Annotated in this window: 22 protein-coding genes; 15 read left to right on the forward strand and 7 right to left on the reverse strand. The window is 60.6% G+C overall.

Translation table 11 applies throughout. The features are described from left to right. Positions 1 to 7 precede the first annotated feature (7 nt). From idi to ACFORG_RS10605, 6 genes are read right to left on the reverse strand one after another with little or no spacing between them, the layout of a single operon-like run. Positions 8 to 523: an isopentenyl-diphosphate Delta-isomerase gene (gene idi / locus ACFORG_RS10580; protein WP_386735397.1), complete on the reverse strand. Its 516-nt coding sequence runs from the start codon at positions 521 to 523 to the stop codon at positions 8 to 10. After that, positions 520 to 1,698, reverse strand: a complete 1,179-nt coding sequence (locus ACFORG_RS10585; protein WP_386735398.1) for a geranylgeranyl diphosphate reductase — start codon at positions 1,696 to 1,698, stop codon at positions 520 to 522. Before ACFORG_RS10585 ends, idi begins: the two co-directional genes overlap by 4 nt. A 3-nt stretch (positions 1,699 to 1,701) precedes the next feature. Continuing rightward, a complete protein-coding gene (locus tag ACFORG_RS10590; RefSeq protein ID WP_386735399.1) occupies positions 1,702 to 2,988 on the reverse strand; it encodes a BCD family MFS transporter in 1,287 nt (428 codons plus the stop codon). Continuing rightward, a complete protein-coding gene (chlG, locus tag ACFORG_RS10595; protein ID WP_386735400.1) occupies positions 2,985 to 3,893 on the reverse strand; it encodes a chlorophyll synthase ChlG in 909 nt (302 codons plus the stop codon). Before chlG ends, ACFORG_RS10590 begins: the two co-directional genes overlap by 4 nt. Before the next feature lie 55 nt (positions 3,894 to 3,948). Beyond that, positions 3,949 to 5,376 (reverse strand): transcriptional regulator PpsR, encoded by a 1,428-nt coding sequence (gene ppsR / locus ACFORG_RS10600; protein WP_386735401.1) that lies wholly within the window; start codon positions 5,374 to 5,376, stop codon positions 3,949 to 3,951. Positions 5,377 to 5,403: 27 nt separating this feature from the next. After that, entirely contained in the window at positions 5,404 to 6,060 is a 657-nt protein-coding gene (locus ACFORG_RS10605) for a cobalamin B12-binding domain-containing protein (protein ID WP_386735403.1), read from the reverse strand. 454 nt (positions 6,061 to 6,514) lie between these two features. Between ACFORG_RS10605 and bchF the strand changes: the two genes are divergently transcribed. The 15 genes from bchF (at position 6,515) to ACFORG_RS10680 (ending at position 22,286) form a co-directional block, all read left to right on the forward strand. Beyond that, a complete protein-coding gene (gene bchF, locus ACFORG_RS10610; protein WP_386735404.1) occupies positions 6,515 to 7,015 on the forward strand; it encodes a 2-vinyl bacteriochlorophyllide hydratase in 501 nt (166 codons plus the stop codon). Further along, entirely contained in the window at positions 7,012 to 8,298 is a 1,287-nt protein-coding gene (locus ACFORG_RS10615; RefSeq protein WP_386735405.1) for a ferredoxin:protochlorophyllide reductase (ATP-dependent) subunit N, read from the forward strand. The genes bchF and ACFORG_RS10615 overlap by 4 nt, the downstream gene beginning before the upstream one ends. Beyond that, positions 8,295 to 9,806, forward strand: coding sequence for a ferredoxin:protochlorophyllide reductase (ATP-dependent) subunit B (gene bchB / locus ACFORG_RS10620; protein ID WP_386735406.1), 1,512 nt, complete (start codon positions 8,295 to 8,297; stop codon positions 9,804 to 9,806). The genes ACFORG_RS10615 and bchB overlap by 4 nt, the downstream gene beginning before the upstream one ends. Next, positions 9,796 to 13,359 carry a magnesium chelatase subunit H gene (locus ACFORG_RS10625; RefSeq protein ID WP_386735407.1) on the forward strand — a complete coding sequence of 1,188 codons (3,564 nt, stop codon included), beginning with the start codon at positions 9,796 to 9,798 and terminating at the stop codon, positions 13,357 to 13,359. The genes bchB and ACFORG_RS10625 overlap by 11 nt, the downstream gene beginning before the upstream one ends. Before the next feature lie 19 nt (positions 13,360 to 13,378). Further along, entirely contained in the window at positions 13,379 to 14,275 is an 897-nt protein-coding gene (gene bchL, locus ACFORG_RS10630; RefSeq protein ID WP_386735408.1) for a ferredoxin:protochlorophyllide reductase (ATP-dependent) iron-sulfur ATP-binding protein, read from the forward strand. Further along, the gene (gene bchM / locus ACFORG_RS10635) at positions 14,275 to 14,946 is read left to right on the forward strand and encodes a magnesium protoporphyrin IX methyltransferase (protein WP_386735409.1); all 672 of its coding nucleotides are present in this window, start codon (positions 14,275 to 14,277) and stop codon (positions 14,944 to 14,946) included. The genes bchL and bchM overlap by 1 nt, the downstream gene beginning before the upstream one ends. Then, positions 14,943 to 16,382 (forward strand): PucC family protein, encoded by a 1,440-nt coding sequence (locus ACFORG_RS10640; RefSeq protein ID WP_386735410.1) that lies wholly within the window; start codon positions 14,943 to 14,945, stop codon positions 16,380 to 16,382. Before bchM ends, ACFORG_RS10640 begins: the two co-directional genes overlap by 4 nt. 30 nt (positions 16,383 to 16,412) lie before the next feature. After that, positions 16,413 to 17,180, forward strand: coding sequence for a photosynthetic reaction center subunit H (gene puhA, locus ACFORG_RS10645; protein ID WP_386735411.1), 768 nt, complete (start codon positions 16,413 to 16,415; stop codon positions 17,178 to 17,180). 24 nt (positions 17,181 to 17,204) lie between these two features. Then, positions 17,205 to 17,837 (forward strand): photosynthetic complex putative assembly protein PuhB, encoded by a 633-nt coding sequence (gene puhB, locus ACFORG_RS10650; RefSeq protein ID WP_386735412.1) that lies wholly within the window; start codon positions 17,205 to 17,207, stop codon positions 17,835 to 17,837. Between the two features lie 15 nt (positions 17,838 to 17,852). Next, the gene (gene puhC, locus ACFORG_RS10655) at positions 17,853 to 18,317 is read left to right on the forward strand and encodes a photosynthetic complex assembly protein PuhC (protein WP_386735414.1); all 465 of its coding nucleotides are present in this window, start codon (positions 17,853 to 17,855) and stop codon (positions 18,315 to 18,317) included. Positions 18,318 to 18,330: 13 nt separating this feature from the next. Then, positions 18,331 to 18,627, forward strand: coding sequence for a hypothetical protein (locus ACFORG_RS10660; protein WP_386735416.1), 297 nt, complete (start codon positions 18,331 to 18,333; stop codon positions 18,625 to 18,627). Beyond that, positions 18,624 to 19,748, forward strand: a complete 1,125-nt coding sequence (acsF, locus tag ACFORG_RS10665) for a magnesium-protoporphyrin IX monomethyl ester (oxidative) cyclase (protein WP_386735417.1) — start codon at positions 18,624 to 18,626, stop codon at positions 19,746 to 19,748. The genes ACFORG_RS10660 and acsF overlap by 4 nt, the downstream gene beginning before the upstream one ends. Beyond that, positions 19,748 to 20,557 carry a putative photosynthetic complex assembly protein PuhE gene (gene puhE, locus ACFORG_RS10670; RefSeq protein ID WP_386735418.1) on the forward strand — a complete coding sequence of 270 codons (810 nt, stop codon included), beginning with the start codon at positions 19,748 to 19,750 and terminating at the stop codon, positions 20,555 to 20,557. Before acsF ends, puhE begins: the two co-directional genes overlap by 1 nt. Beyond that, the gene (gene hemA, locus ACFORG_RS10675) at positions 20,547 to 21,761 is read left to right on the forward strand and encodes a 5-aminolevulinate synthase (protein ID WP_386735419.1); all 1,215 of its coding nucleotides are present in this window, start codon (positions 20,547 to 20,549) and stop codon (positions 21,759 to 21,761) included. Before puhE ends, hemA begins: the two co-directional genes overlap by 11 nt. 81 nt (positions 21,762 to 21,842) lie before the next feature. Continuing rightward, positions 21,843 to 22,286: a c-type cytochrome gene (locus tag ACFORG_RS10680; protein WP_386735420.1), complete on the forward strand. Its 444-nt coding sequence runs from the start codon at positions 21,843 to 21,845 to the stop codon at positions 22,284 to 22,286. A gap of 137 nt (positions 22,287 to 22,423) precedes the next feature. Here the strand turns inward: ACFORG_RS10680 and dxs are convergent, their stop codons facing one another. Next, the gene (gene dxs, locus ACFORG_RS10685) at positions 22,424 to 24,355 is read right to left on the reverse strand and encodes a 1-deoxy-D-xylulose-5-phosphate synthase (protein WP_386735421.1); all 1,932 of its coding nucleotides are present in this window, start codon (positions 24,353 to 24,355) and stop codon (positions 22,424 to 22,426) included. Positions 24,356 to 24,360: the final 5 nt, after the last annotated feature.

The following is a 24,360-nucleotide window of genomic DNA, read 5'->3' on the forward strand; positions in this document are numbered from 1 at the left end:
TTCCATGTCATGCAAAGATGCTATCGGCGTGCTGGGTGAGATAAATGCGCAACCACGGGGTAAAGGCTTCGGGGTGCCGCTCGACGCGCCTAGCCAGTTCCCTCATGTCGACCCAGTCGGTCGCCATGACCTCATCCGGATCAGGCTTGGGAACGGGGCGAACGCTAACCTGTGCGACGAAGACGTCCACACGCTCGTGCTCCACAAGGCCGCCACCGACATCCGCGCGGTATGTCAACTGTCCACGAGACTGTAGATCCAATCCTTCAAGCCCCAGTTCCTCGCGCAGCCTGCGTCGCGCGCACGCGCTCGGCGCCTCGCCCCAGTGTGGATGCGTGCAGCAGGTATTCGCCCAAAGCCCCGGTGTGTGGTACTTGGCCATGGCCCGTTGCTGTATCAGAACGTCATCCCCGCAAAGGACGAAAACTGAAACCGCCCTATGCAATAATCCCCTCTCGTGCGCTTCGAGTTTCTCCACCGGGACAAGTGAGCCATCCACCCAGGCCGGGATCATCAGGTTCATGTATGTGCGGGCGGCACAAGCCGAGCCAGATGCGCGAGATTCTTCAGGCCGATCTTCAGATGGGCCATTGGCCGCGCTCGAACGAGCTTCTTGTTCATGTACGCCTCGAAGGTCAGGCGCTGCACATCTATGTCATGGCACAGTGAGACGAACCGCTCGCGCCGTTCGTCGGACCGGTAATAAGCATTCTGCATCGACGCCAGAACGCGAAAAACCGTCTTGTGTTCACGCATGAAAAGCTGGCGCGCCAGCCTGAGATCCCTGGCCCGGCCCGAAGCGAGACTGGCCGCGGCCGCGGTGGCGGCGACCCGGCCACCAACCATAGCGTAGTAGATTCCCTCGCCTGAGCTGGGCGCCACGACACCGGCAGCGTCGCCAGCCAAAACCACATCTCGGCCATTATCCCAGCAATCCAATGGCTTGAGGGGGATAGGCGCGCCTTCGCGCCGGATCGTCCTGCACTCGGTCAAACCGCTCGCCGCACGCAAGGCAGCCGTTGCCTCCTTGAGGTCGACCGCGCGCTCCATCGACCCCATTCCGACGCTTGCGGAGGAGCCATGCGGAAACACCCATCCATAGAAGTCGGGAGAGATTCGACCGTCATAAACGACGTCACAGCGGTCAGGATCGTAACCGTTCATTCCGGCGGGCGCTTCGATGATCTCGTGATAGGCAATGACATAGGGAATTCTGTCACCGCCCGGCACCTCGTCGCGGGCAACGGCAGAGCGTGCGCCGTCTGCGCCGATCACCAAACGCCCATCGATGACCTGTTCGCGGCCGGTTTCCTTGTCCCGATAAACGACACGAACCCTGCCTTCCTCACGTTCGATGCGTCGGTAGGTTCCGGTCACTCGGGTCGCTCCGGCCTGCTGCGCGCGTACGCGCAAAAACGCGTCGAAATGTTCCCGGTCGACCATGCCGACAAATCCGTTCTCGATCGGAATATCCACCTTGCGTCCTGTCGGCGAGATCATGCGTGCCGTTGTGATCCGCGCAACGAGCTGGTCGTCGGGGATGTCGAAATCGGCAATCAGGCGCGGCGGGATGGCTCCGCCACATGGCTTGATACGTCCGGCCCTGTCCAGAAGAGCGACGGAATGACCGGACCTTGCCAGATCTTCGGCGGCTGTGGCACCGGCGGGCCCGCCACCCACGACGATGACGTCAAACATTCCTCACTCCCCTGCAACCATGGCGCCACCTGCGGGCTGCCTGTGAATGACACTTGCGGCGAGAACCGCCGCGACGACGAACAACAGGGCCTCGGCCAAAAACACGGCGCCGAAAGCAGCGAAATCATCAGCCATTGTTACACGCATCAGGTCGACGGCAGCCGCCCCCAAGAGCCCGCCAAAACCCGCCGCAATGGCTTGAGCTGCGCCCCACAGCCCCATTCGCGTTCCTTCGCGAGATCCGCGTCCCTCACCGGCGAGCGACATCATGGTGCCTATAGCCGCAACGGCGAACATGCCGTTGAAGATGCCAAGTGAGACAACCGCGGGCATCAATGCCGGTCCCTGCGATAGAAGGCCCGCCAACATGATCGCGCTCAGGCTTGCACCCGATCCCAGGCACCCCGCGATAACCCAGCTGCGCAAACTTCCAATTCGCAAACCGGTTGCCGCGATCCCGACGAGCAGCATTCCAACGAAAACGCCGCCGTTTTGCGCCGCGCTCAACATCGTGGAGTCGCCGGGAGTGAAACCGAAAACCAATCCGGCATAAGGCTCCAGGATCAATTCCTGCATGAAGTAGGCGGTCATGGACAGAAAGACGAAGATGGTGAAATTCCGAGCATCCGGCTCGTCCCAGACCTCACGCAATCCATCGGAGAATCGAGTTTTATCCGGCTCGCGGAAAGGAAGCTGGACGCCACGCTCGACGCCGGCGACCGCAAGGATAGAGAGTGCTATTGCCCCGAGGCACACTGTCGCCACGATACCCATCAACCGTTCCGGCGAATAAGGATCAAGAGTGGCCCCGACCCCCGCAGCGGTCAGAGCAATCCCAGCGATCATCATCAGCCATGTGATCGTGGCGGCCGCGGCTCGACGTTCGGGCGCCGTAGCCGTCGCCAGAAGGGCGAGCAGCGAAGTGCCTGATGCCCCGACCCCGACACCGATCAGCGCGTAAGCGAGGACAGAGATCAAAAGAGCAAGTGCAAAGGAACTCTCGAACAGGGCAACGCCCATCGTTGCCCCAAGCGCACCAAGGGCGAGTACCGCCATGCCACCGATGATCCAGCGTGTCCTGTTCCCGCCAGTATCGGAGAGGAAGCCCCAACTGGGCCGCGTGATCTGGATTCCGTAATGCAAGCCGACCAGAAGACCGGGCAGGATTGCCGGCAAGGCCAGCTCGACCACCATCAGCCTGTTCAGCGTAGAGGTGGTCAGGACGACAATCGCCCCCAGAGCCATCTGTACGGCGCCCAGACGAACGATCGAGAACCAGCCCAAAGTCATGTCATACCCACCATGCGCAGTGCAAAGGCCGCGACCATCATGCCACTCACGTACATCAGGACTCCCGTTGCGTTGTACCAAGGGGCCCGCGCGCGGGGATCGGACAGAAGAATGCGCATGGCCCAGACCTGCCCTAGCAACAGCGCCGTCACGATCATTGCGTTCACCGGCGCGTTCCAAATCCACAAAAGCGCGATGACCACGGCCTGCGGCATAGCCATGACGATACAGGCGATCCGGGCCGCACGTTCGGGTCCAAGACTCACAGGCAGGGAATTCACACCCGTCTGCCGATCTCCTTCAAGGGCCTTGAAGTCGTTCAGCGTCATTATGCCATGAGCGCCGAGAGCGTAGAGAGCCGCGATAACGACGACACGATACGAGGGCATACCATCGGACAATACAGCAGCACCGGTAAACCACGGTAACCCTTCGTAACAAAGCCCAACCAACCCCGGCCCCCAGATACCAGACCGCTTGAGCCGAACCGGTTCGGCCGAATAGGCCCAAGCGGCCAGAACTGCCAGTATGGTAGCGGCAAAACCCCACGGCCCTAGGAAATGACCAACCCAGACCGCAAGCACACTCATCGCCAATGCGATCCAAAGGCCCCAGCGCCCGGGAATACGACCCGAGGGGATCGGCCGGTCCGGTTCATTTATGGCGTCGACATGCCTGTCGCACCAGTCGTTTGCCGCCTGGCTCATGCCGCAAACCAGCGGTCCCGCGAGCATGAGGCCAAGGAAGACCAGCAATGGCGAGCTTGACAACGGCACACCAGACGAAACAACACCGCAAAGATAGGCCCAGACGGGCGGAAACCACGTGATGGGCTTCAACAGCGTCAACACGGCGCGCGGATCGGGGAAGCGACGACCGAAATGCAAGTTTTCGTAGACACTCATAGTGTCAACTAAACTATACATTTCGAGTCGGAGGAAGAAAATTCTGAGGTAACCCTCAGTCGCTCTTTCCGTCTGAGACCATGCCGTACTTGCGCAGCTTCACATACAGGCTCTGCCGCGACAGTCCCAGCATTTCGGCCGAGGCGACACGATTGTTGTTGGTCAGTTGCAGCGCCGTCTCGATACACATGCGCTCGATCACGTCGGATGTGGCCGACACCAACTCTTTGAGCGAAGCCGTTCCAACCAGGTCCATCACCGACTTGATCGCATCCTCACTGACCATCACGTTCGACGCCGCGTCGCCCGTCGCTTCGCTTTCCGGTGCGTCCCGAACGATCAAGCCGAACTCGGCCTCACCCTTGCGCGGACGTAGCACTGCCGCCGAGATATCGACGCCGGCGCGCGTCCCTACAGTACTGCGGAACTGCGCTGCATAGCTGCGCATGGCGCCGCTTTTGCGCGCGCCATCCAGCAACAGCTTGAGATCGACCTCACCACGCAGCAGGAAATCGGAAAAGGACCTCCCCCGAACGTCTCGCAGCTGTGCGGCGTCCGCGAGGATCAGGAATGCCTCGTTTGCCTCGCAGACGAACCCGTTACCATCCAACGTCACGATTGCGTCACTCGTGTTGCGGAACAGCGATTGCAGGTCCTGCGCGATGCCAGAGGCATCCTTGCTTTCACCGGCGAAAGGAACGAGGCGACATAGCAGACCCAGCTCACCGGCCGCGCGGAAAAATCTGGGAAGCACCGAAAGTGCCTTGCCGCTACGCCGTGCGATTACCTCGACCACGCCGCCATCCGTTTCGGCAGCCGCCTGAAGCGCCTCCATCAATTCGCCCCTGCGAAACTTGTCGAAGGACTGGTTCAGCGCATTGCCTCGCAACGTTTCCGGTGCCGCACCAAGCAGGTCGGCCGCAGCGCTGTTCAATTCTCGAATGCGCGCAGTCTCGGGGTCGACCACGACCAGAGGGGTTAGCGCGGCCTCGAGCACAAGACGATAATGTGTCTCGGCCGAGCGCAGCTTTTGCTGATCACGCTCTCGCTGCAGCTGTTCGGACACAAGCCGCTGCTGCACCTCGGCAATAGGCTGCAGGTCCCGACCGATCAACAACAGGGCGCCCGAATCCTGAACCATCAAAGGCGTGTAGCGTACCGGGAACTCCCATGCCGCGTTGTCCGTGTGGTTCAGCTCTATGGACCGCAGCGCCCGACCGCCGGAAGAGCGGATTTCGGACAAGCGGCGTCCGAATTTTGCTTGGGACTCCTCTGTCAGAAACCCCTCGAAAAGGCGACCCACCCAATGTTCGAGACTTCCAAATGACGGATTTTCAGGATTGACGTAAATTCCAAGAACCACACCGTCAGCGTCGATGTGAACCGCGATATCCGAAGGCTGCTCGATAATGTTCTCTACCAAAGCAGGGTCCGGGAAAGTCCCGGTGTAGGTGAACTCGAGAGCCGCCTCCTGCTTAGTCACGCCACACCCCAATCGGATCGCAAAACCCTACGACGTGGTTGCGTCGGACGACAGGAAATCGGCCACCGATGCAAGACCACATAATTCAATCGCTTCTCTCGCCGAACGAACGGCGTGATCGGCACCCGTGCGCTCTGATATATCTTCGGACAATGGAACATATCGCCCACCAAGGACAACAGGGGGGCAATGTTCCAGTTCCATCTTGAGGTAATTTATTAAACCCGCGACATTTTCAACCGCTTTTTCTCGCGAGATGGACACGCCGACCATCGCGAAATGACCTTCGCCTATGACTTCGACCAACTCATCCTGCGACATCTGGACGGCAATTCGGACCCATAATCCATGGCGCCTGAACTGATCTGCCGCAACAAAAGCACCGAGCGTGTGGTCCTCACCTTCGGGCAAGATCATCAGAACCGACTGACCCAACGGAACCGTCCGGTCGATCAGCCGAACGGTTCGACCGGTCTCTCCGCGACTTGCCGCCTCCTGAAAAACCGATTGCAAACGCGCAGCGCCGATCGTCACTGCGACGAAGCTTGCGTGATCGGTGACCCACATTTCCCCCAGTCGCCGCGCTGCAGCGGGCACCATGTCGTGATAAAGCGTTTCAGAAGAGACACCCGACGCGATGGCAGAGGTCAGCACGGATTGATAGCTGGTCTCAGACTCCGACATGAGCGCCTCGCAGAGGCGTTCAACCCAGGCGTCGCGAGATCTCGGCTTGTCCGCACGCCGCCGCGATGCAACGGACTTCAATGCAGACTCGACAAGAAATCGTATCGCCGTGTCACGATGACCAGACAGTTCAAGACCCTTTGCGCTGCACCCCATTCACACCTCCATCAGCTAGTGTGGAATTCGCACGCTTCAACGAGTCTTTGTTATCGCATCAGTGTGCGCGCCCTCGGGCCACATGTCAAACTTTCTTGACAAATTGACCGAAGCATCCGGATTCACTCGACAATCGCCAAAATACCATTGAAAAATCGGCTTTTCTATTGAGCAAACGCTCAGTTGATCGCACCGAACGTCCACTTCAGTGGACACCCACAGGAACCCCTGGGTGTAAGTTTTAGTTGACAGTTTGCAGGACGGAGCCGTAGCCTTTCCGTACTGGCGGAACTCCGAAATGGGGACGAAAGTGCTCTTAGACGGCCATAGATCACCCACACAGACTGCGCTCTACACGGCTCAACAGCGCGCTCGCCGGGATGCGTCCGTCTGGACGCTGGTTCAAGGCATCCTTGCGCCGCTTCAGTTCCTTGTTTTTCTGGTCTCGCTGGTGTTGGTTCTGCGCTTCCTTGCAACGGGCGCTGGATATGAGGCCGCAACCGTATCAATCCTTCTAAAGACCGGATTTCTTTACCTGATCATGATCACAGGTGCGATCTGGGAGAAGGTGGTTTTCGGCCAGTACCTTTTCGCACCCGCCTTCTTTTGGGAAGATGTTTTCAGCTTCGTGGTGATTGCGTTGCACACGGCGTATGTCTGGGCGGTTTTGACCCAGGCGCTGCCCGCCACCGGCCAGATGGCAATCGCGCTGGCAGCCTATGCCGCCTATGTCGTCAACGCTACACAGTTTCTGCTCAAGCTGCGCGCCGCGCGCCTCGAAGCGGGGGCGCCGGCATGACGCGGCTGGAGCGAAACCCGCCCGCAACGGGCTGTCGAAACGCCCCGATTCTGAAAGAGCGCGGCCAACACGAGGTTTTCTGCGGGCTGACAGGAATCATCTGGCTGCATCGAAAGATGCAGGATGCCTTCTTTCTCGTAGTCGGCAGCCGCACCTGTGCACATCTGCTGCAATCGGCAGCGGGTGTGATGATCTTCGCCGAGCCGCGTTTCGGCACGGCAATCCTGGAGGAAACCGACCTGGCCGGTCTGGCCGACGCGCAAGAGGAATTGGAACGCGAGGTCGACCGCCTTTTGGCGCGGCGCAGCGATATCCGGCAATTGTTCCTCGTCGGCTCTTGCCCCTCCGAAGTCATCAAGCTGGACCTCGCACGCGCCGCCGAACGTTTGTCTGCACGTCATGCACCGCACGTGCGGGTGCTGAACTATTCGGGGTCGGGGATCGAGACGACATTCACCGAGGGGGAGGACGCATGCCTCGCCTCTATGGTCCCAGCCTTGCCCGAAACGGCAGAGCGCCAACTGTTGCTGGTCGGAGCGCTCCCGGATGTCGTCGAGGATCAGGCTCTTGATCTGCTTCAGAAGCTGGGGATCGAAAACGTGGCAGTTCTGCCTGCAAGACGGGCGGATAAGGGACTTGCGATTGGCCCGAACACCGTTTTCGCCCTGACACAGCCGTTCCTGGGAGGCACCCATGCCGCCCTCGAACGGCGCGGGGCGCGGCATGTTCCCGCGCCATTCCCGTTTGGCGAGGAAGGCACCACAGCGTGGCTTGCCGCCGTGGCAAGGGAATTTGGCGTCGATCGGGCGCGGTTCGACGCCGTGACCTCTGCGCCCCGCGCCCGCGCCCGCCGCGCCATCCGCAAAGCCGCCGAAGCGTTGCATGGAAAATCGGTCTTCTTCTTTCCCGACAGCCAGTTGGAAATACCCCTTGCACGCTTTCTGACCCGCGAATGCGGAATGGAAGCGATCGAAATCGGTGCACCATACATCCACAAGGGTTTGGTCGGACCGGACCTCGACCTTCTGGCGCCCGGTCCCACCCTCGCAGAGGGGCAGGATGTCGAGCGTCAATTGGACCGTTGCCGGGCTGAGAGCCCCGACCTGACGGTCTGCGGTCTCGGTCTCGCCAACCCCCTTGAGGCCGAGGGGCTTGCCACGAAATGGGCGATCGAACTGGTCTTCACGCCGGTTCATTTCTACGAACAGGCGGGCGATCTGGCCGGTCTGTTTTCGCGCCCACTTCGCCGCCGGACCGCCTTGCACCTCGGTACCGGCTCATGAAGTTGAGCGTCTGGACATATGAAGGCCCGCCGCATGTCGGCGCATTGCGGGTCGCGACCGCGATGAAGGGCTTGCACTACGTGCTGCATGCCCCGCAGGGCGATACCTATGCAGACCTGCTGTTCACCATGATCGAGCGGCGCGACCACCGCCCGCCGGTAACCTACACGACGTTCCAGGCGCGCGATCTCGGCAGCGATACCGCAAATCTTTTCAAGACCGCGTGTCAGGCCGCGTACGACCGGTTCCAGCCTCAAGCCATGATTGTCGGCGCCTCTTGCACCGCCGAATTGATCCAAGACGACCCGGGCGGGATGGCCGAAACCATGGGGCTGCCGATACCCGTCATTCCGCTGGACCTGCCAAGCTACCAGCGCAAGGAGAATTTCGGGGCGGATGAGACGTTCTTTCAAATCGTCCGAGCCTTGGCTCGGCCTCGCCCGCGAACCGACCGGATCACCTGCAACCTGATCGGCCCCACGGCGCTTGGCTTTCGTCATCGCGACGACATCACCGAACTGACCGGGTTGCTTGCAGATATGGGCGTATCGGTAAACGTTACCGCCCCCTACGGAGCCACGCCCGAGGACATTGCCCAGCTAGGTGGCGCAAATTTCAACGTGCTCATGTATCCCGAGACTGGTGAAAGCGCGTGTCGCTGGATGGAACGCGAACTGGGTCAGCCCTATACCCGGACTGTGCCGATCGGCGTGGGGGCCACCCGTGATTTCGTAGCCGAAGTTGCCAAACTTACCAGGATCAAGGCACAGATCGACGAAAGCAGACTGCGCCAGCCTTGGTACGCACGCAGCGTCGACAGTACGTATCTGACCAGCAAGCGGGTCTTTCTCTTCGGTGATGGCACCCATGTCGCTGCCGCCGCGCGCATCGCACGCGACGAAATCGGTTTCGAGGTGGTCGGTCTCGGGTGCTATAATCGAGAGATGGCCCGCCCCACACGCGCCCTTGCCCGCGAGTATGGTGTCGAGGCGCTGATCACCGATGACTATCTCGAAGTCGAGGCCCGGATCGAGGCGCTGGCGCCGGAAATGATCCTGGGTACGCAGATGGAGCGCCACATCGGCAAGCGGTTAGGAATCCCGTGTGCCGTTATTTCGGCCCCGGTCCACGTTCAGGATTTCCCGGCACGCTACTCGCCGCAGATGGGGATCGAGGGCGCCAACGTCATTTTCGACACATGGGTGCACCCTCTCATGATGGGGCTGGAAGAACATCTTCTGACCATGTTCCGCGAAGATGTGGAGTTTCACGACGCCGCCGGGGCTAGCCATCACGGCAGTACTTCCCAGATTGAAGTGCCCGACCCCGGTGAAGTGCGAACCGATGCGATTGTCTGGCTCGACGATGCGGAACGCGAACTGAAGAAAGTGCCGTTTTTCGTGCGCGGAAAGGCTCGTCGAAACACCGAGACCTTCGCGGTCGAACGCGGCCTGCACGAGATCGGCATCGAAACGCTCTACGAAGCCAAGGCCCATTATGCGCGATGATGGCACCATATCCTGTCCGGCCTACCGGGTTGTGTTCTTGACACTCGATTCGCACGCTGCGGGACCTTGTGCGCGTGTCTCCGACCGACTGGCGGCGCATTTCCCGGGCTTGGAGATTTCCGTACACGCCGCCGCGGAATGGGCTGAAACGCCCGAAGCGTTGCAGGCCGCAATCGCGGCGGTCAGCCGGGCCGACATCGTTGTTACAGGCCTGATCTTCTTGGACGAACACATCCGCGCGATCCTTCCGGCATTGCAGGCCCGTCGGGACCATTGCGATGCCATGGTGGGGATTATTTCAGACGCGCAGATCGTCCGGATGACCCGCATGGGAACGCTGGACATGTCGGCCCCGGACAGCGGGTTGCGCAAGCTCATGAAAAAGCTGCGTGGAGCGGACAAATCCGGGACCACCCAGGACGGTGCGCGGAAAATGCGGATGCTGCGCCGCCTGCCTCGAATCCTGAAACTCATACCCGGCAAAGCACAGGATCTTCGGGCCTGGCTTCTGACAATGCAGTATTGGCTGGGCGCCTCGGATGACAACATCGAAGCGCTGGTTCGCTTCCTGATCTCACGCTATTGCAACAAGGCGGATTGGCGAAACACGGATGCACCCGCCCCGCTCGAGTACCCCGAAACCGGTCTCTATCATCCCGATCTGCCCGGTCGCATCACCACCGAGCCAACCACCCTTCCCGTCCCGAAAACATGTCGTGGAACCGTCGGCGTGTTGATGATGCGCAGCTATGTGCTGGCTGGCGACACGGCCCACTACGACGCCGTCATTCGCGCGCTCGAGGAACGCGGACTGAGGGTTATCCCCGCCTTCGCGGGCGGCCTTGACGCTCGGCCCGCCGTAGATGCGTTCCTGAGGGATGAAAACGGCCCGAGGATTGACGCTCTTCTCTCGCTTACGGGCTTTTCGCTGGTTGGTGGCCCGGCCTACAACGACAATGAGGCCGCGGTCGAATTGCTCCGCTCTCTCAATGTTCCTTACATCGCGGCGCATCCGCTGGAGTTTCAGACGCTGGACCAATGGGCGAACTCTCCTCAGGGTCTTGGCCCGATCGAAACGACCATGCTGATTGCCCTTCCGGAACTGGACGGCGCGACCAATCCGACCGTGTTTGCCGGTCGGCATGGCGACGGGCAATGCACCGGATGCGCGCGCGCCTGCCGGCCCGGGCCGCAGGCCAAGGCGATGGCGCCATGTTCGGAACGCATAACATACCTTGCCGACCGTGTTGCCCGGCTGACAGCCCTGCGCAGGTCCGCGGTGGCCGAGCGCAAACTGGGGATTGTTCTTTTTGGTTTCCCACCGAATGCGGGCGCGGCGGGTACGGCCGCCTATCTCGATGTGTTCCGCTCGCTCTACAATACGCTGCATGCTCTTGCTGATCGGGGCTACGACCTGACCCCGCCGGAAAGCGTCGAGGATTTGCGTGCCGCCGTCTTGCATGGAACGGCCGAGAAATACGGGCAGGAGGCCAATGTCGCGGCACATGTCGGAGCCGAGGACATCGTCCAGACAACGCTCTGGCTCGACGAGATCGAAGCTCAATGGGGGCCTGCACCCGGCAAGGTCCAAAGCGACGGTCGCGGCGTGTTCGTTCTGGGCGCGCGCTTTGGCAACGTCTTTGTCGGGCTACAGCCTGCCTTCGGCTACGAGGGCGACCCGATGCGCCTTTTGTTCGAGCGCGGCTTCGCCCCTACCCACGCCTTCACGCAGTTTTACCTTTGGCTTCGCAACAGTTTCCGCGCAGATGTGCTGCTGCATTTCGGAATGCATGGTGCGTTGGAGTTCATGCCCGGCAAGCAGACGGGACTGTCAGGCGCCGATTGGCCGGACCGGCTTATCGGTGACCTTCCGAACGTGTACCTTTACGCCTCTAACAACCCCTCCGAGGCGACGCTCGCCAAGCGCCGCACTGGGGCAGTCACGGTATCCCACCTGACGCCGCCGCTTTCTGCCGCGGGGCTGTACAAAGGGCTCGCGGAACTGAAGGACAGCCTGACCCGCTGGCGGCAAAGCACGCTCGGCGCCCCAGAACGTACCGAGATTGCGGTTCTTATCGCCGAACAGGCCGAAGCCGTCGACATGGACGGCAGCGACCCCGATGCGTTGTGGCTGAAGTTGCTTGAAACCGAGGAGGCGCTGGTCCCTGAGGGGCTTCACGTTCTCGGCGCACCGCTTAGCGATGCCGCGCGCGAAAGCTACCTTTCCTTAGTGCCGCAAGATGCTGCGCGCACCGAAATTTCCGAACACCTCCGTCACGATACCGAGATGCCGGCCTTGCTCCACGCCCTTGACGGTGGCTTCACTCCACCGGTGCCTGGCGGCGACCTGATCCGTTCGCCAGAGATCCTGCCGACCGGGCGAAACATTCACGCGTTCGATCCATTCCGCATGCCCAGCGCCTATGCCTGCCGCGAGGGTACTAAACAGGCGCAACTACTTCTGGAAACGCACAAAAGCCTTCCCCAAAGCGTGGCGATCGTTCTGTGGGGTTCGGACAACATCAAATCCGACGGAATGCCCTTGGCCCAAGCGCTGGCCCTCATGGGGGCCAAACCGCGATTTGACGGGTTTGGGCGTCTCTGCGGTGCCGAGCTCATTCCATTGAAGGAACTGGGGCGGCCACGCATTGACGTCCTAATGACGCTTTCAGGCATCTTTCGCGACCTGCTTCCGCTTCAAACGCGCATGCTGGCCGAAGCGGCGCTTATGGCTGTACGCGCCGAGGAACCGCTCGACCTGAACTTTGTTCGCGCGCACGCCCTTGCCTATGCCGAAGAGACCGGCTTCGATCTCGAAACGGCTGCATTGCGGGTCTTTTCGAACGCCGAGGGAGCGTATGGGTCAAACGTGAACCAGTTGGTCGACAGCTCTGCTTTTGGCGACGAGGACGAGCTGGCCGACGCTTATGAGGCACGGAAAAGCTTCGGTTATGGAACCGACGGCAAGGCCCGGCAGAATCCCGCGCTGTTGCAGCGCGCCTTGCGCGACGTGGATCTCGCCTACCAGAACCTTGAATCGGTCGAGCTGGGCGTGACAACCGTAGATCACTATTTCGACACGCTCGGCGGTATTTCCCGGGCGGTCAAACGTGCGCGCGGCGGGCAGGATGCCGCGATCTATATTTCCGACACGACGCGCGGCAGTGGCAAGATCCGCACGCTGGCGGACCAGGTCGCGCTCGAGACCCGTTCCCGCTCTCTCAACCCGAAATTCCACGAGGCGCTGCTGAATCATGGTGCCGAAGGTGTTCGCCAGATCGAAAGTCACGTCACCAACACGATGGGCTGGTCCGCCACGACCGGTCAGGTGGAGCCTTGGGTCTATCAGCGCATTTCCGAGACATTCGTGCTGGATGCCGAAATGCGCCAGCGCCTTGCCGCGCTGAACCCGGCCGCCTCTTCTCGAATGGCCAATCGACTGCTCGAGGCTCACGACCGCGCGTATTGGCAGCCCGATGACGCGACCCTGTCGGCCCTGCGAGACGCAGCGGACGCCCTTGAAGACCGGATGGAAGGGGTCGCGGCTGAATGAAACACGAAAGGAACATATCATGAGCCCGCGCGACGACATTCCCGACCTTCACGGCCAGGATGGCGAAGGCTCGGTGCAGGTACATCAGGATCCTGCCGCCCGGATCGAAGGCGCCAAGGTGTTTTCGGTCTACGGCAAGGGTGGTATCGGAAAATCGACCACCAGCTCGAACCTGTCGGCGGCCTTCGCAAAAATGGGTAAGCGGGTTCTGCAAATTGGTTGCGACCCGAAACATGACAGCACCTTCACCCTGACGGGGCGGCTGCAGCCGACTGTCATCGATATCCTTAAGGAAGTTGACTTTCACCCGGAGGAACTGCGCCCCGAGGACTTCGTGACAGAAGGCTGGGGCGGCGTGAAATGCGTTGAGGCCGGCGGCCCCCCTGCCGGTACCGGGTGTGGTGGTTATGTGGTTGGTCAGACCGTGAAACTGCTGAAGCAGCATCACATGCTCGAGGATACCGATGTCGTCATCTTCGACGTTCTGGGTGACGTGGTTTGCGGCGGCTTTGCTGCACCCCTTCAACATGCTGACCGGGCGGTCATCGTCACCGCAAATGATTTTGACTCGATCTACGCGATGAACCGCATCATTGCCGCGGTTCAGGCCAAATCCGCGAACTACAAGGTCCGGCTCGCAGGGTGCATCGCCAACCGGTCCCGAGACACCGACGAAGTCGACCGCTACTGCGACCGCGTGGGTTTCGATCGAATAGCGCATATGCCGGACGTGGACGCCATCCGCCGTTCTCGCCTCAAGAAGAAGACGTTGTTCGAGATGGATGACGACGAGGACATTATCGCATGCCGCGCCGAGTATGTCAGGCTCGCCGAAACCCTCTGGCGTGGAACCGAACCCTTGGCGCCCGCACCGATGGAAGACCGCGACATCTTCGAGATGCTGGGATTCGACTGATGACGTATGACCGCACCCTCACCCGTGTCGAAACCTATTTCGATAAGACCGCGACCCGCACATGGGAGCGTCTGACGAGCGATGCGCCGGTATCGCGGATCCGGGAAACGGTGCGACGCGGACGCGATGAAATGCGGGCCCATCTGTTGTCCCGACTGCCAACCGATCTGCGCGGGGCACGCATACTCGACGCAGGTTGCGGCGCCGGTCAATTGACGGCGGAACTCGCGGCACATGGCGCCGATGTGGTGGCAATCGACATATCTCCCTCGCTGGTCGACATCGCCCGCCAGCGATTGCCGATTGACCTTGCAGGACGCGTTACCTTCCAAACCGGGGACATGTTGTCAGAGTCCCTGGGTCATTTCGATCACGTCGTGGCAATGGACAGCCTGATCTACTACGTTCGGACCGACATCGCCCGTGCCTTGACAGCGCTGAATTCACGCACATCTGGTTCCGTCCTGTTTACGGTTGCGCCGCGAACGCCGTTGTTGATGGCGATGTGGCGCATGGGGCAGCTTTTCCCGAAAGCCGACCGGTCACCCGTGATGGTGCCACATGCGCCCGCCACGCTTTCACGGGCTCTTGGCGACACTGCCAAGCTCACCACTCTCGAGCGCGTCAGCAGCGGATTTTACATCAGCCAGGCGATGGAGGTGCGTACGTGATCCTTCATCCCTCGCATTTCAAACGGTTGACCAACCGCCTTTTGCCCTTTGCAGATGCGGCAAGCGAGGGGCTGCCGTTGGGCCAATTGCTTCGTCTTTCGTTGTTCCAGGTCTCAGTGGGAATGGCCACGGTCATGCTGCTGGGCACTCTGAACCGCGTGATGATCGTCGAATTGTCGGTGCCTGCCACAATAGTTGCCGTGATGATCGCACTGCCCGTGCTGATCGCACCTTTCCGTACCCTTTTGGGTTTTCGCTCGGATACGTATCGCAGTGCGATCGGGTGGAAGCGCATCCCATATCTCTGGTTCGGGTCTCTTTGGCAAATGGGTGGCTTGGCCGTGATGCCCTTTGCCCTTCTGGTCCTGTCGGGCGAGACCGTTCACGATGTTCCATTCGCGGGAGAGGTGCTGGCAGCGCTAGCATTCCTGATGACAGGTCTCGGGCTACACATGACCCAGACCGCCGGCCTTGCGCTGGCAACGGACCGCGCGGACGAAGCGACGCGCCCACGTGTCGTGGCAATGCTATATGTCATGTTCCTTTTGGGCATGGGTTCGTCTGCTGTCATTGTCGGTTGGTTGCTGCGTGACTTTTCACCCCTTCAACTGGTTCGTGTCGTTCAGGGAGCCGCCGTTGTCGGTCTGGCGCTGAACCTCGTTGCCCTGTGGAAGCAGGAGCAGGTCCGTCCGATGAGCCGTGAAGAGCGCGCGGCCCCGCGCCCGCTGTTCCGTGAGGCATGGGCTGACCTTCTCGGCGGCGGTCAGGCGGGGCGGCTGTTGGCCGTGGTGTTCATCGGCACGATGGGTTTCAACATGCAGGACGTGCTGCTCGAGCCTTATGGCGGCGAGATCCTTGGCCTGTCAGTTGCCTCGACCACGATGCTCACCGCGCTTTGGGCTGCGGGAGCGCTGGCCGGGTTCACTCTGGCCGGGCGTATGCTTGCACAAGGCCGCGACGCGCTCCGTATCGCGGCAATGGGCCTGCTGACAGGTGTGGTGGCATTTTCCACGGTTATCTTCGCGGCGCCAACGAACTCCCCGACGATGTTTTTTACCGGTGCTTGTTTGATCGGTTTCGGAGGCGGCTTGTTTGCGGTCTCCACCCTGACGGCTGCGATGACCCTTCCGGCAACGGGCAAGGCTGGGCACGGGCTGGCACTTGGGGCTTGGGGTGCAGCGCAAGCCACTGGCGCCGGTCTGTCAATCGCGCTCGGCGGCGCGCTTCGCGACTGGACCAACGCCCAGGCGCTTTCCGGCGCGTGGGGCGACGCGGTGGCGACACCCGCGACCGGGTACTCCTTTGTCTACCATGTCGAGATCGGCTTGCTGTTCCTGACCCTCGCGGCCCTTGGCCCCTTGGTCCGCATCGCACGCAAAGCCTCTCGCAGCACTCAGGGAGCGGCCCGTATCGGCCTGGCCGATTTCCCAACATGACCCTCGGCCGTCCCATGAAAGGATCGTGACATGACGGAACCGTTCTTTGGAAATGTCGATCTCGCCAGTGTCAGCCTCTGGCTCTTCGTCGTCTTCTTTGCGCTCTTGATCTTCTACATTCAGCGCGAAAACATGCGCGAGGGCTACCCCCTCGAAGACGAAGAGGGCAACTCTTCGGCCAACCAGGGACTGTTCCCCGTCCCGGATGACAAGACCTTCAAGCTGCCGCACGGACGTGGAGAGGTTACGGTGCCCTCGGGGCAGAACCCCGACCGCAAGGACCTTGCACTGGCACGAACCAACGCAGCCAACGGGTTTCCCTATGAGCCGACAGGAGACCCGATGGTCGACGGTGTCGGCCCTGCCTCTTGGGCACCTCGTCGGGACGTACCGGAACTCGACGGTCACGGACATCCCAAGATCGTGCCGATGGCCGCAAACGAGAGCTTCCACGTGGCGGCCGGTCGCGATCCGCGCGGGTTGCCTGTGATGGCTGGTGACGGAGAGATTGCCGGAACCGTTTCCGACATGTGGATCGACGAGCCCGAACAGCTGGTGCGCTACCTCGAGATCGAGCTCTCAGGTGGCGCAGGCAAACGGCTGGTTCCAATGACGATGGCACGAATCCGCTCGAACCACGTCAAGGTCCGCTCGATCTTTGGCAAGCATTTTCCGGGCGTTCCGCAGCATGCCTCGCCCCGGCAGGTGACGTTGCTCGAAGAGGAAAAGATCACGGCCTACTACGCTGGCGGCACGCTCTATGCCAGCGAGGCCCGGCTGGAACCGCAACTGGGCTGATACCGGAGCGGGGGAGGACACAGGATGAGCCATGACGATTTCGCTTTCGAACCCGTCGAGGGTTTGCCGGAACGCCCCCCTGAAGGCGAGCGTATCCTCTGGCAGGGTCGGCCCAGTTGGTGGGCGCTGACCTGTCGGGCACTCAATCTCTACTGGGTGCTGGGTTACTTCCTCGCGCTTGCCGCATGGCGATTTGCCACGCTCTTTGACCAGGTAGGTGCGGCACAGGCCTTTGCCGCATCGTTCCCGTTCCTCATCCTGGGTGCCATCGTTGGCCTACTGCTCGCGGCATTCGCCTTTGTTCAGGCCCGGACCACCGTCTACACGATTACCAACCGCCGTGTCGCAATGCGCATAGGCGCAGCTTTGACGGTGACGTTCAACCTGCCGTTCAGACAGCTGCGCAACGCCAGCCTTGATCTGCGCCGCAATGGGACCGGGACCATCGCACTTGAGATGGAGAGCGATGCCCGCCTGTCCTACCTTATTTTTTGGCCGCATGTGCGCCCTTGGGTGATGCGCCGTACGCAACCTGCCCTGCGCTGTATCCCCGAGGCCGAGATCGTCGCGCGCATTTTGTCCGAAGCCGCCGAGGCTGCGGTCGCGACCCCCCAGATCGAACACAGGACTCCGCAACCGGCCTTTGCGGCCGAATAGACACGGAATATCGGCATGAGCCACACCGACACCAGCCACCGCCGCCCGCATGACAAGGAACTCGTTCCCCGCGTCATGGCGCGGGCGCTCATGGTTCTGGTCTTTTCGGTTCTGGTGCTTGTTTCACTGGCCCGCCTGACCGATCGGCCCGTGACGTCCACCCCGCCCGAGGGCGATGTCTTAACAAGCCGAACGATCGTCCTTTCGGGCGACATGGCCGGGGCTGCGACCGTTCGAACGCCGTCCGGGACCCTGATCGCCGAGCTTACGCCCGAACAGGGCGGTTTCATATCCGGCGTCTGGCGTGTGCTGGTGCGCGAACGCACCAAGCACCGCGTTGCGCTGGATGGCCCGGTTACAATCCTTCGCCGCGACACGGGGCGGCTTGAAATTCACGACCCCAGCACAGGCTGGCGCGCCGATTTAATGGGATTCGGTGCGGATAACGCCAGGGCTTTCGCGCAGCTCCTGGCACAATAGGAGGAGCCAGAAAATGGGATGGCTGACCAAGGATATCGAGCGTGCACCCTGCACCGTAGAGATATCGCACAAGTTCGAAAGCCTGCACGCGCATGTGCGGTTCAACAACGGCGCCGTGATCAACCCCGGCGACGAGGTCAAGGTTCACGGGCCAGAGATCATGGCCCCCTTCGGCCAGATTGTCCGAGAGGAACGTGAGGCGACAATCATCCGTGCCTCGAAACTGGAGCAACTCTGGACCCGGCTCACCGGCGATGTCGAGGTGATGGAGCTTTGCGAGTTCTCTTTCTCCGAGGAGGTCACGCTATGAACATGCAGATAAAGCACACCGCCGACGCCACCACGGTCGAAGAAGGTCTTGCCATTCAGGAGGAGCAGGCAAAGCTCGATAGCGCCTTTGCGACCGACGTAGCGATGCAGAACACCTTGCTGACCCCACGCTTCTACACCACCGATTTCGACGAACTGGACGCAATCGATGTCTCTTCGGTTCGCCAGGATTGGGATGAACTGATCGACGACATGGTGAGCGACCCGAACAAAGGTCACTTCAAGAAGAACGAAGACTGGGATCACGTCGATTGGGACGCCATGGAGCCGGCGCTGAAGAAGGAATTCATCGACTTCCTGATCTCATCCTGCACGGCCGAGTTCTCGGGGTGCGTCCTCTACAAGGAAATGAAGCGTCGCGGCGCCAACAAGGACATCACGCAACTCTTTCAGTTGATGGCCCGCGACGAGGCCCGCCATGCAGGTTTCATCAATGACGCCCTGCGCGAAGCAGGTGTGGCGGTAAACCTCGGCTTTCTCACACAGAAAAAGAAGTACACCTATTTCCGTCCGAAATTCATCTACTACGCCACCTACCTTTCGGAAAAGATCGGCTATGCCCGGTACATAACGATTTTCCGTCACCTTCAGGCGCATCCCGAACATCGGTTCCACCCGATCTTCAAATGGTTCGAGGAGTGGTGCAACGACGAGTTCCGCCACGGCGAGGCGTTTGCCCTTCTGATGAAAACGGACCCGAAACTGACGCAGGGCGGCAATGTATTGTGGATCAAGTTCTTCCTGACCGCGGTCTATGCCACGATGTTCGTACGCGATCACCAACGCCCGGCCTTTCACAAGGCTCTTGGCGTTGATCCCGATTGGTACGCCCACGAGGTGTTCACCAAGACCTCGGAGCTGAGCAAACAGATTTTTCCGATCACGCTGGATATCGAACATCCACGTTGGCTGCCAACCTTGCGACGTCTTCAAAAAGCCAATGTTGCGATTGCCGAAGCCAAACAGCAGTCAGGGCTTTCGGCTCGGCTGCGCCAAATAGCGAATTCCGCGAAAGCCGCATATGCATTTGCATCGCTATACACGATACCGGCGAAGAAACACGCTGTGCCCGCCAGCACCCGACTGGAGCCCGCCTACTGATGCTTGCCAATAGCTGGATCGCTGCGCTTATCGCGCTTTTTGCCTGGTGGTTTTCCACCGGGGCGATCCTGTGGGTGGTACGGCGGGCTGATCACGTCGGGCCGAAGGCCGGCCGGCAGGCCACATTGCTGGGCTTGCCGGTTTTGGGGCTTGGCATATGGGGTTTTCTCGCCAGCCTCACGCATACAGATGCTCAGGCAGCTTATGTTGCCTTCCTTTCGGCGCTCATGATCTGGGGTTGGATCGAGCTTGCATTTCTCACCGGGCAGATTACCGGTCCCAACACCTATGCCTGCCCGGACCGCCTGCCGGAATGGGAACGCTTTATTCGCGCATGGGGCACCGTGGCTTATCACGAAATGCTTCTGACTGGCGCGCTTATCGCCATGTGGCTGGCGGCGCAGGGTTCAGCGAACAGCTTTGGCCTGTGGACCTTCGGTGTTCTTTACGCGGCACGCATCTCGGCCAAACTGAACCTCTATTTCGGAGTGCCGCGCATCAATACCGAGTTTCTGCCCACAGCGCTCGGTCACCTGCCCAGCCATTTCCGGATATCCAGGCTCAACTGGATTTTTCCAATCTCGATTACCGGCCTCAGCTTTGCCACGGCGTGCTGGCTGGAACGACTTGCAACTGCCACCCCTGCCGAGGCCGTCGGGTTCGCCCTGCTGACAGCGATCACGGCACTGGCGCTGCTGGAACACTGGTTGATGGTACTGCCTCTGCCAGACGCGAAACTATGGCGCTGGATGCTGCCCGCGCCCAAACACGACACGAGATCGACGGAGGGACACCATCATGGAGTTTGACGCCCTGTTCACGGCGCAACTGGACGCGCTGAAAGAAGAAGGAAATTACCGGATTTTTGCCGAGCTGGAACGTCGTTGTGGCCAGTTCCCGACTGCAAGAAGCCATGATGACGAGGCCCCAGACGAAGTCACGGTGTGGTGTTCCAACGATTATCTCGGCATGGGTCAGCATCCCGCCGTTATTCAGGCAATGAAGGAGACGGTGGACAGTTGCGGCACCGGCGCGGGTGGGACGCGTAACATATCCGGCACGAATTATCACCATGTCAGGCTTGAGGCCGAACTGGCCGATTTGCATGGCAAGGAAGCGGCGCTGCTGTTTACCTCGGGATACGTGTCGAACTGGGCCGCGTTGTCGACCCTTGGCAGCAGACTGCCGGACTGCGTGATCCTGTCGGACGCTCTGAACCACGCTTCGATGATCGAGGGAATCAGGCATTCCCGCGCGCGCAAGATCATCTGGAAGCATAACGATCCCGAAGACCTGGATCGCAAACTGGCCGCACTGCCCGCCAACGCCCCAAAGATCGTGGCCTTCGAGTCCGTTTACTCGATGGATGGCGACATATGCCCCATGGCCGAAATCGTCGAAGTGGCGGAGAAGCACGGCGCCATGACCTATCTCGACGAAGTGCATGCCGTTGGACTTTATGGGTCACGGGGTGGCGGCATCTCGGAACGCGAAGGGCTGGCCGACAGGATCACACTTATCGAAGGCACCTTGGGCAAAGCCTTTGGTTGCATGGGCGGCTATATCACTGGCAGCAGGGCTTTGTGTGATTTCATCCGGTCCTTTGCCAGCGGTTTCATTTTCACAACCGCCTTGCCGCCTGCCGTCGCAGCAGCAGCGCAAACCTCGATCGCGCATCTCAAGACATCGCAGGTGGAAAGGATGAGGCAACGCCGCCAGGTTGCCAGACTGCGCGCCATGTTGGATGCACGGGGCATTCCGCATCTCGACAATCCCAGCCATATCATTCCTGTAATGATCAAGGATCCGGTAAAATGCCGTATGCTCGCCGATATCCTGATGCGGGAGTACGGGATCTACGTTCAGCCAATCAACTACCCGACCGTTCCGAAAGGCACCGAACGGCTGCGCTTCACGCCATCGCCGCTGCATAGCGATGCGGATATCGACCGTCTCGTCGAGGCTTTGACGGTGTTGTGGAAGCAATGCGCAATCGCTCATCAAGTGGCCTGAATGCCTTTCCGACGGCCAGATGATTTGATTTCCGGACCTGTTGCCCCAGATCCAAACAAGGTTGAAACTGGAGATTGCACCATGAAATTCACGATTATTGCGGCCTTTGCCGCGACCGCGGCTGCGGGTGCAGCCTATGCCGAAGCTCACGCAAGCGGAGACGCAGAGGCAGGCGAAAGCGTCTATCGTCAATGCCGTTCGTGCCACATGATCGTCGATGCAGACGGCAATGACATCCAGAAAGGCGGTAAGACCGGGCCCAACCTCTATGGCGTTTTCGAACGTACAGCCGGCAGTGTAGAGGATTTCCGCTACTCCGACGCAATGGTCTCTGCCGGCGAAGCCGGGCTTGCCTGGAACGAAGAAGATTTCGTCGCCTATGTGCAAGACCCGACCGGCTACCTCCGCGAGTACCTCGATGACAGCTCGGCGCGTGGCAAGATGAGCTATCGTGTTCGCAGCGAAGAGGACGCTCGCGATGTATGGGCCTATCTGGTCTCGGTAGGTCCTGCGCCCGAGTCCTGATCAGCCCCGACGCCTTCAAGCGCGACGACTTTTCGAGCCGACCCCCGCGGGTCGGCTCATCCCGTTTAAAGTAGGCCGATTACTCGACCTTTAGAAATGGTCCGCTGCTATTTCGATTGTGACTCTATCGGCTGTGGTCATATCGCCGTGCGATGCAGCGGGACCACATCGCCGCCAAGGCCCAGCGCCTGCCGGGCAAGTCTGACGATATGGGCAGAACTCATGCCGGCGTCCTCGTACATCTGTTCGGGCGAGGCCTGCTCGATGTTCCGGTCGGGCAAAGCCAACGTTCGAACGGCAAGTCCACGGTCGAACAGGCCCAGCCCAGCAAGGGCATGCAGGACAATCGCGCCAAACCCACCTTCGGCACCCTGTTCTACTGTTATCAAGGCACGATGACCCAAGGCGAGACGCTTCAAAAGGTCGGAATCGAGCGGCTTGGCAAATCGCGCATCGGCCACGCTGACAGAAACGCCCGACGCGCCCAAAGCTTCAGCTGCCGCAAGGCATTCCTGCAGATGTGCACCATAGGAAAGGATCGCGACATCCTCGCCTTCTTGCAGGACACGCCCTTTGCCGATTTCAAGCAATTCTCCACGTTCGGGCATATCAACTCCGGCGCCTGCCCCCCTTGGGTATCGGAATGCAATGGGTCCGGCATCATGTGCAGCCGCAGTGGCGACCATGTGCACCAGTTCCGCCTCATCACCCGGGGCCATCAGCGTCATACCCGGAAGATTTCCGAGGTAGGCGATGTCATATGCTCCGGCATGGGTTGCGCCATCCGCCCCGACAAGCCCTGCCCTGTCAATTGCGAACCGCACCGGCAATTTCTGCAAGGCGACATCGTGCACGACCTGGTCGTAGCCGCGCTGCAAGAAAGTCGAGTAGATCGCACAGAAAGGCCGAAGCCCACTAGCAGCCATACCCGCCGCAAAGGTTACCGCGTGCTGTTCTGCGATACCGACGTCGAAGACGCGACCGGGGAACCTGTCGGCCATGAGGTTCACGCCGGTTCCTGATGGCATGGCGGCGGTCACGGCCACGATCCGCTCATCCTTGGCGGCCTCTGCCGTCAGCGCCCTTCCGAACACGCTTGTGTAACTGGGTGCACCGCCCTTTTTCTTGGCCTGTGCTCCCGTCGCCGGGTCGAATTTGGACACGCCATGTCCGCGATCGGCCGCACCTTCGGCCGGGCCATATCCCTTTCCCTTTATAGTACAGCAATGGATAAGGACCGGCCCGGTTGCCCTCGTCCGCGCGGCTCGCAATACCGGCAGAAGCTGGTTCAAATCGTGGCCATCGATAGGGCCGACATAGTCGAAACCCAATTCCTCGAACACCGTGCCAGCGCCGGACAACCCCGTCACGATCTGGCGCGCCCTCTTGGCACCTTGCCGCATCGGAGCGGGCATCGCTTTTTCAAACCCTTCCCCAAGGGCCTTCATCCGTGCCAACGGGTCCGATGCATAAATCCGGCTCAGATAGGATGACATGGCGCCAACAGGCGGGGCGATGCTCATCTCGTTGTCGTTCAAGATCACGAAGAGCCGCCGTCCTTCGGCACCGGCGTTGTTGAGCGCCTCATAGGCCATTCCTGCGCTGATGGCCCCGTCCCCGATCACGGCGATTGCATCGCCTGTTGGCCGCCCCATGTCACGCCCCACGGCGAAACCCAATGCCGCGCTGATCGAGGTCGAGCTATGCGCTGCTCCAAACGGATCATGCTCGCTTTCGGATCGTTTCGTGAACCCGCTCAGACCATCTTTCTGCCTGAGGGTGCGGATCCGGTCCCGGCGCCCAGTCAGGATCTTATGAGGATAGCACTGGTGTCCCACGTCCCAGATCAATTTGTCCATCGGCGTGTTGAACACGGCATGAATCGCGACGGCCAATTCCACGACACCAAGCGAAGAGCCCAAGTGCCCGCCGGTCTGGGAGACTGCCGATATCACCTCGTTTCTCAGTTCAGCGGCAAGTTTCGCCAAGTCGCCGTCGGACATCCCCCGAAGGTCCGACGGGCCGGCGATACGGTCGAGAAGCGGTGTTTCGGGGCGGTTATCAGTCATCGCGC

The organism is Lutimaribacter marinistellae, from assembly GCF_042648365.1.
Classification (GTDB): Bacteria; Pseudomonadota; Alphaproteobacteria; order Rhodobacterales; family Rhodobacteraceae; genus Lutimaribacter_A; species Lutimaribacter_A marinistellae.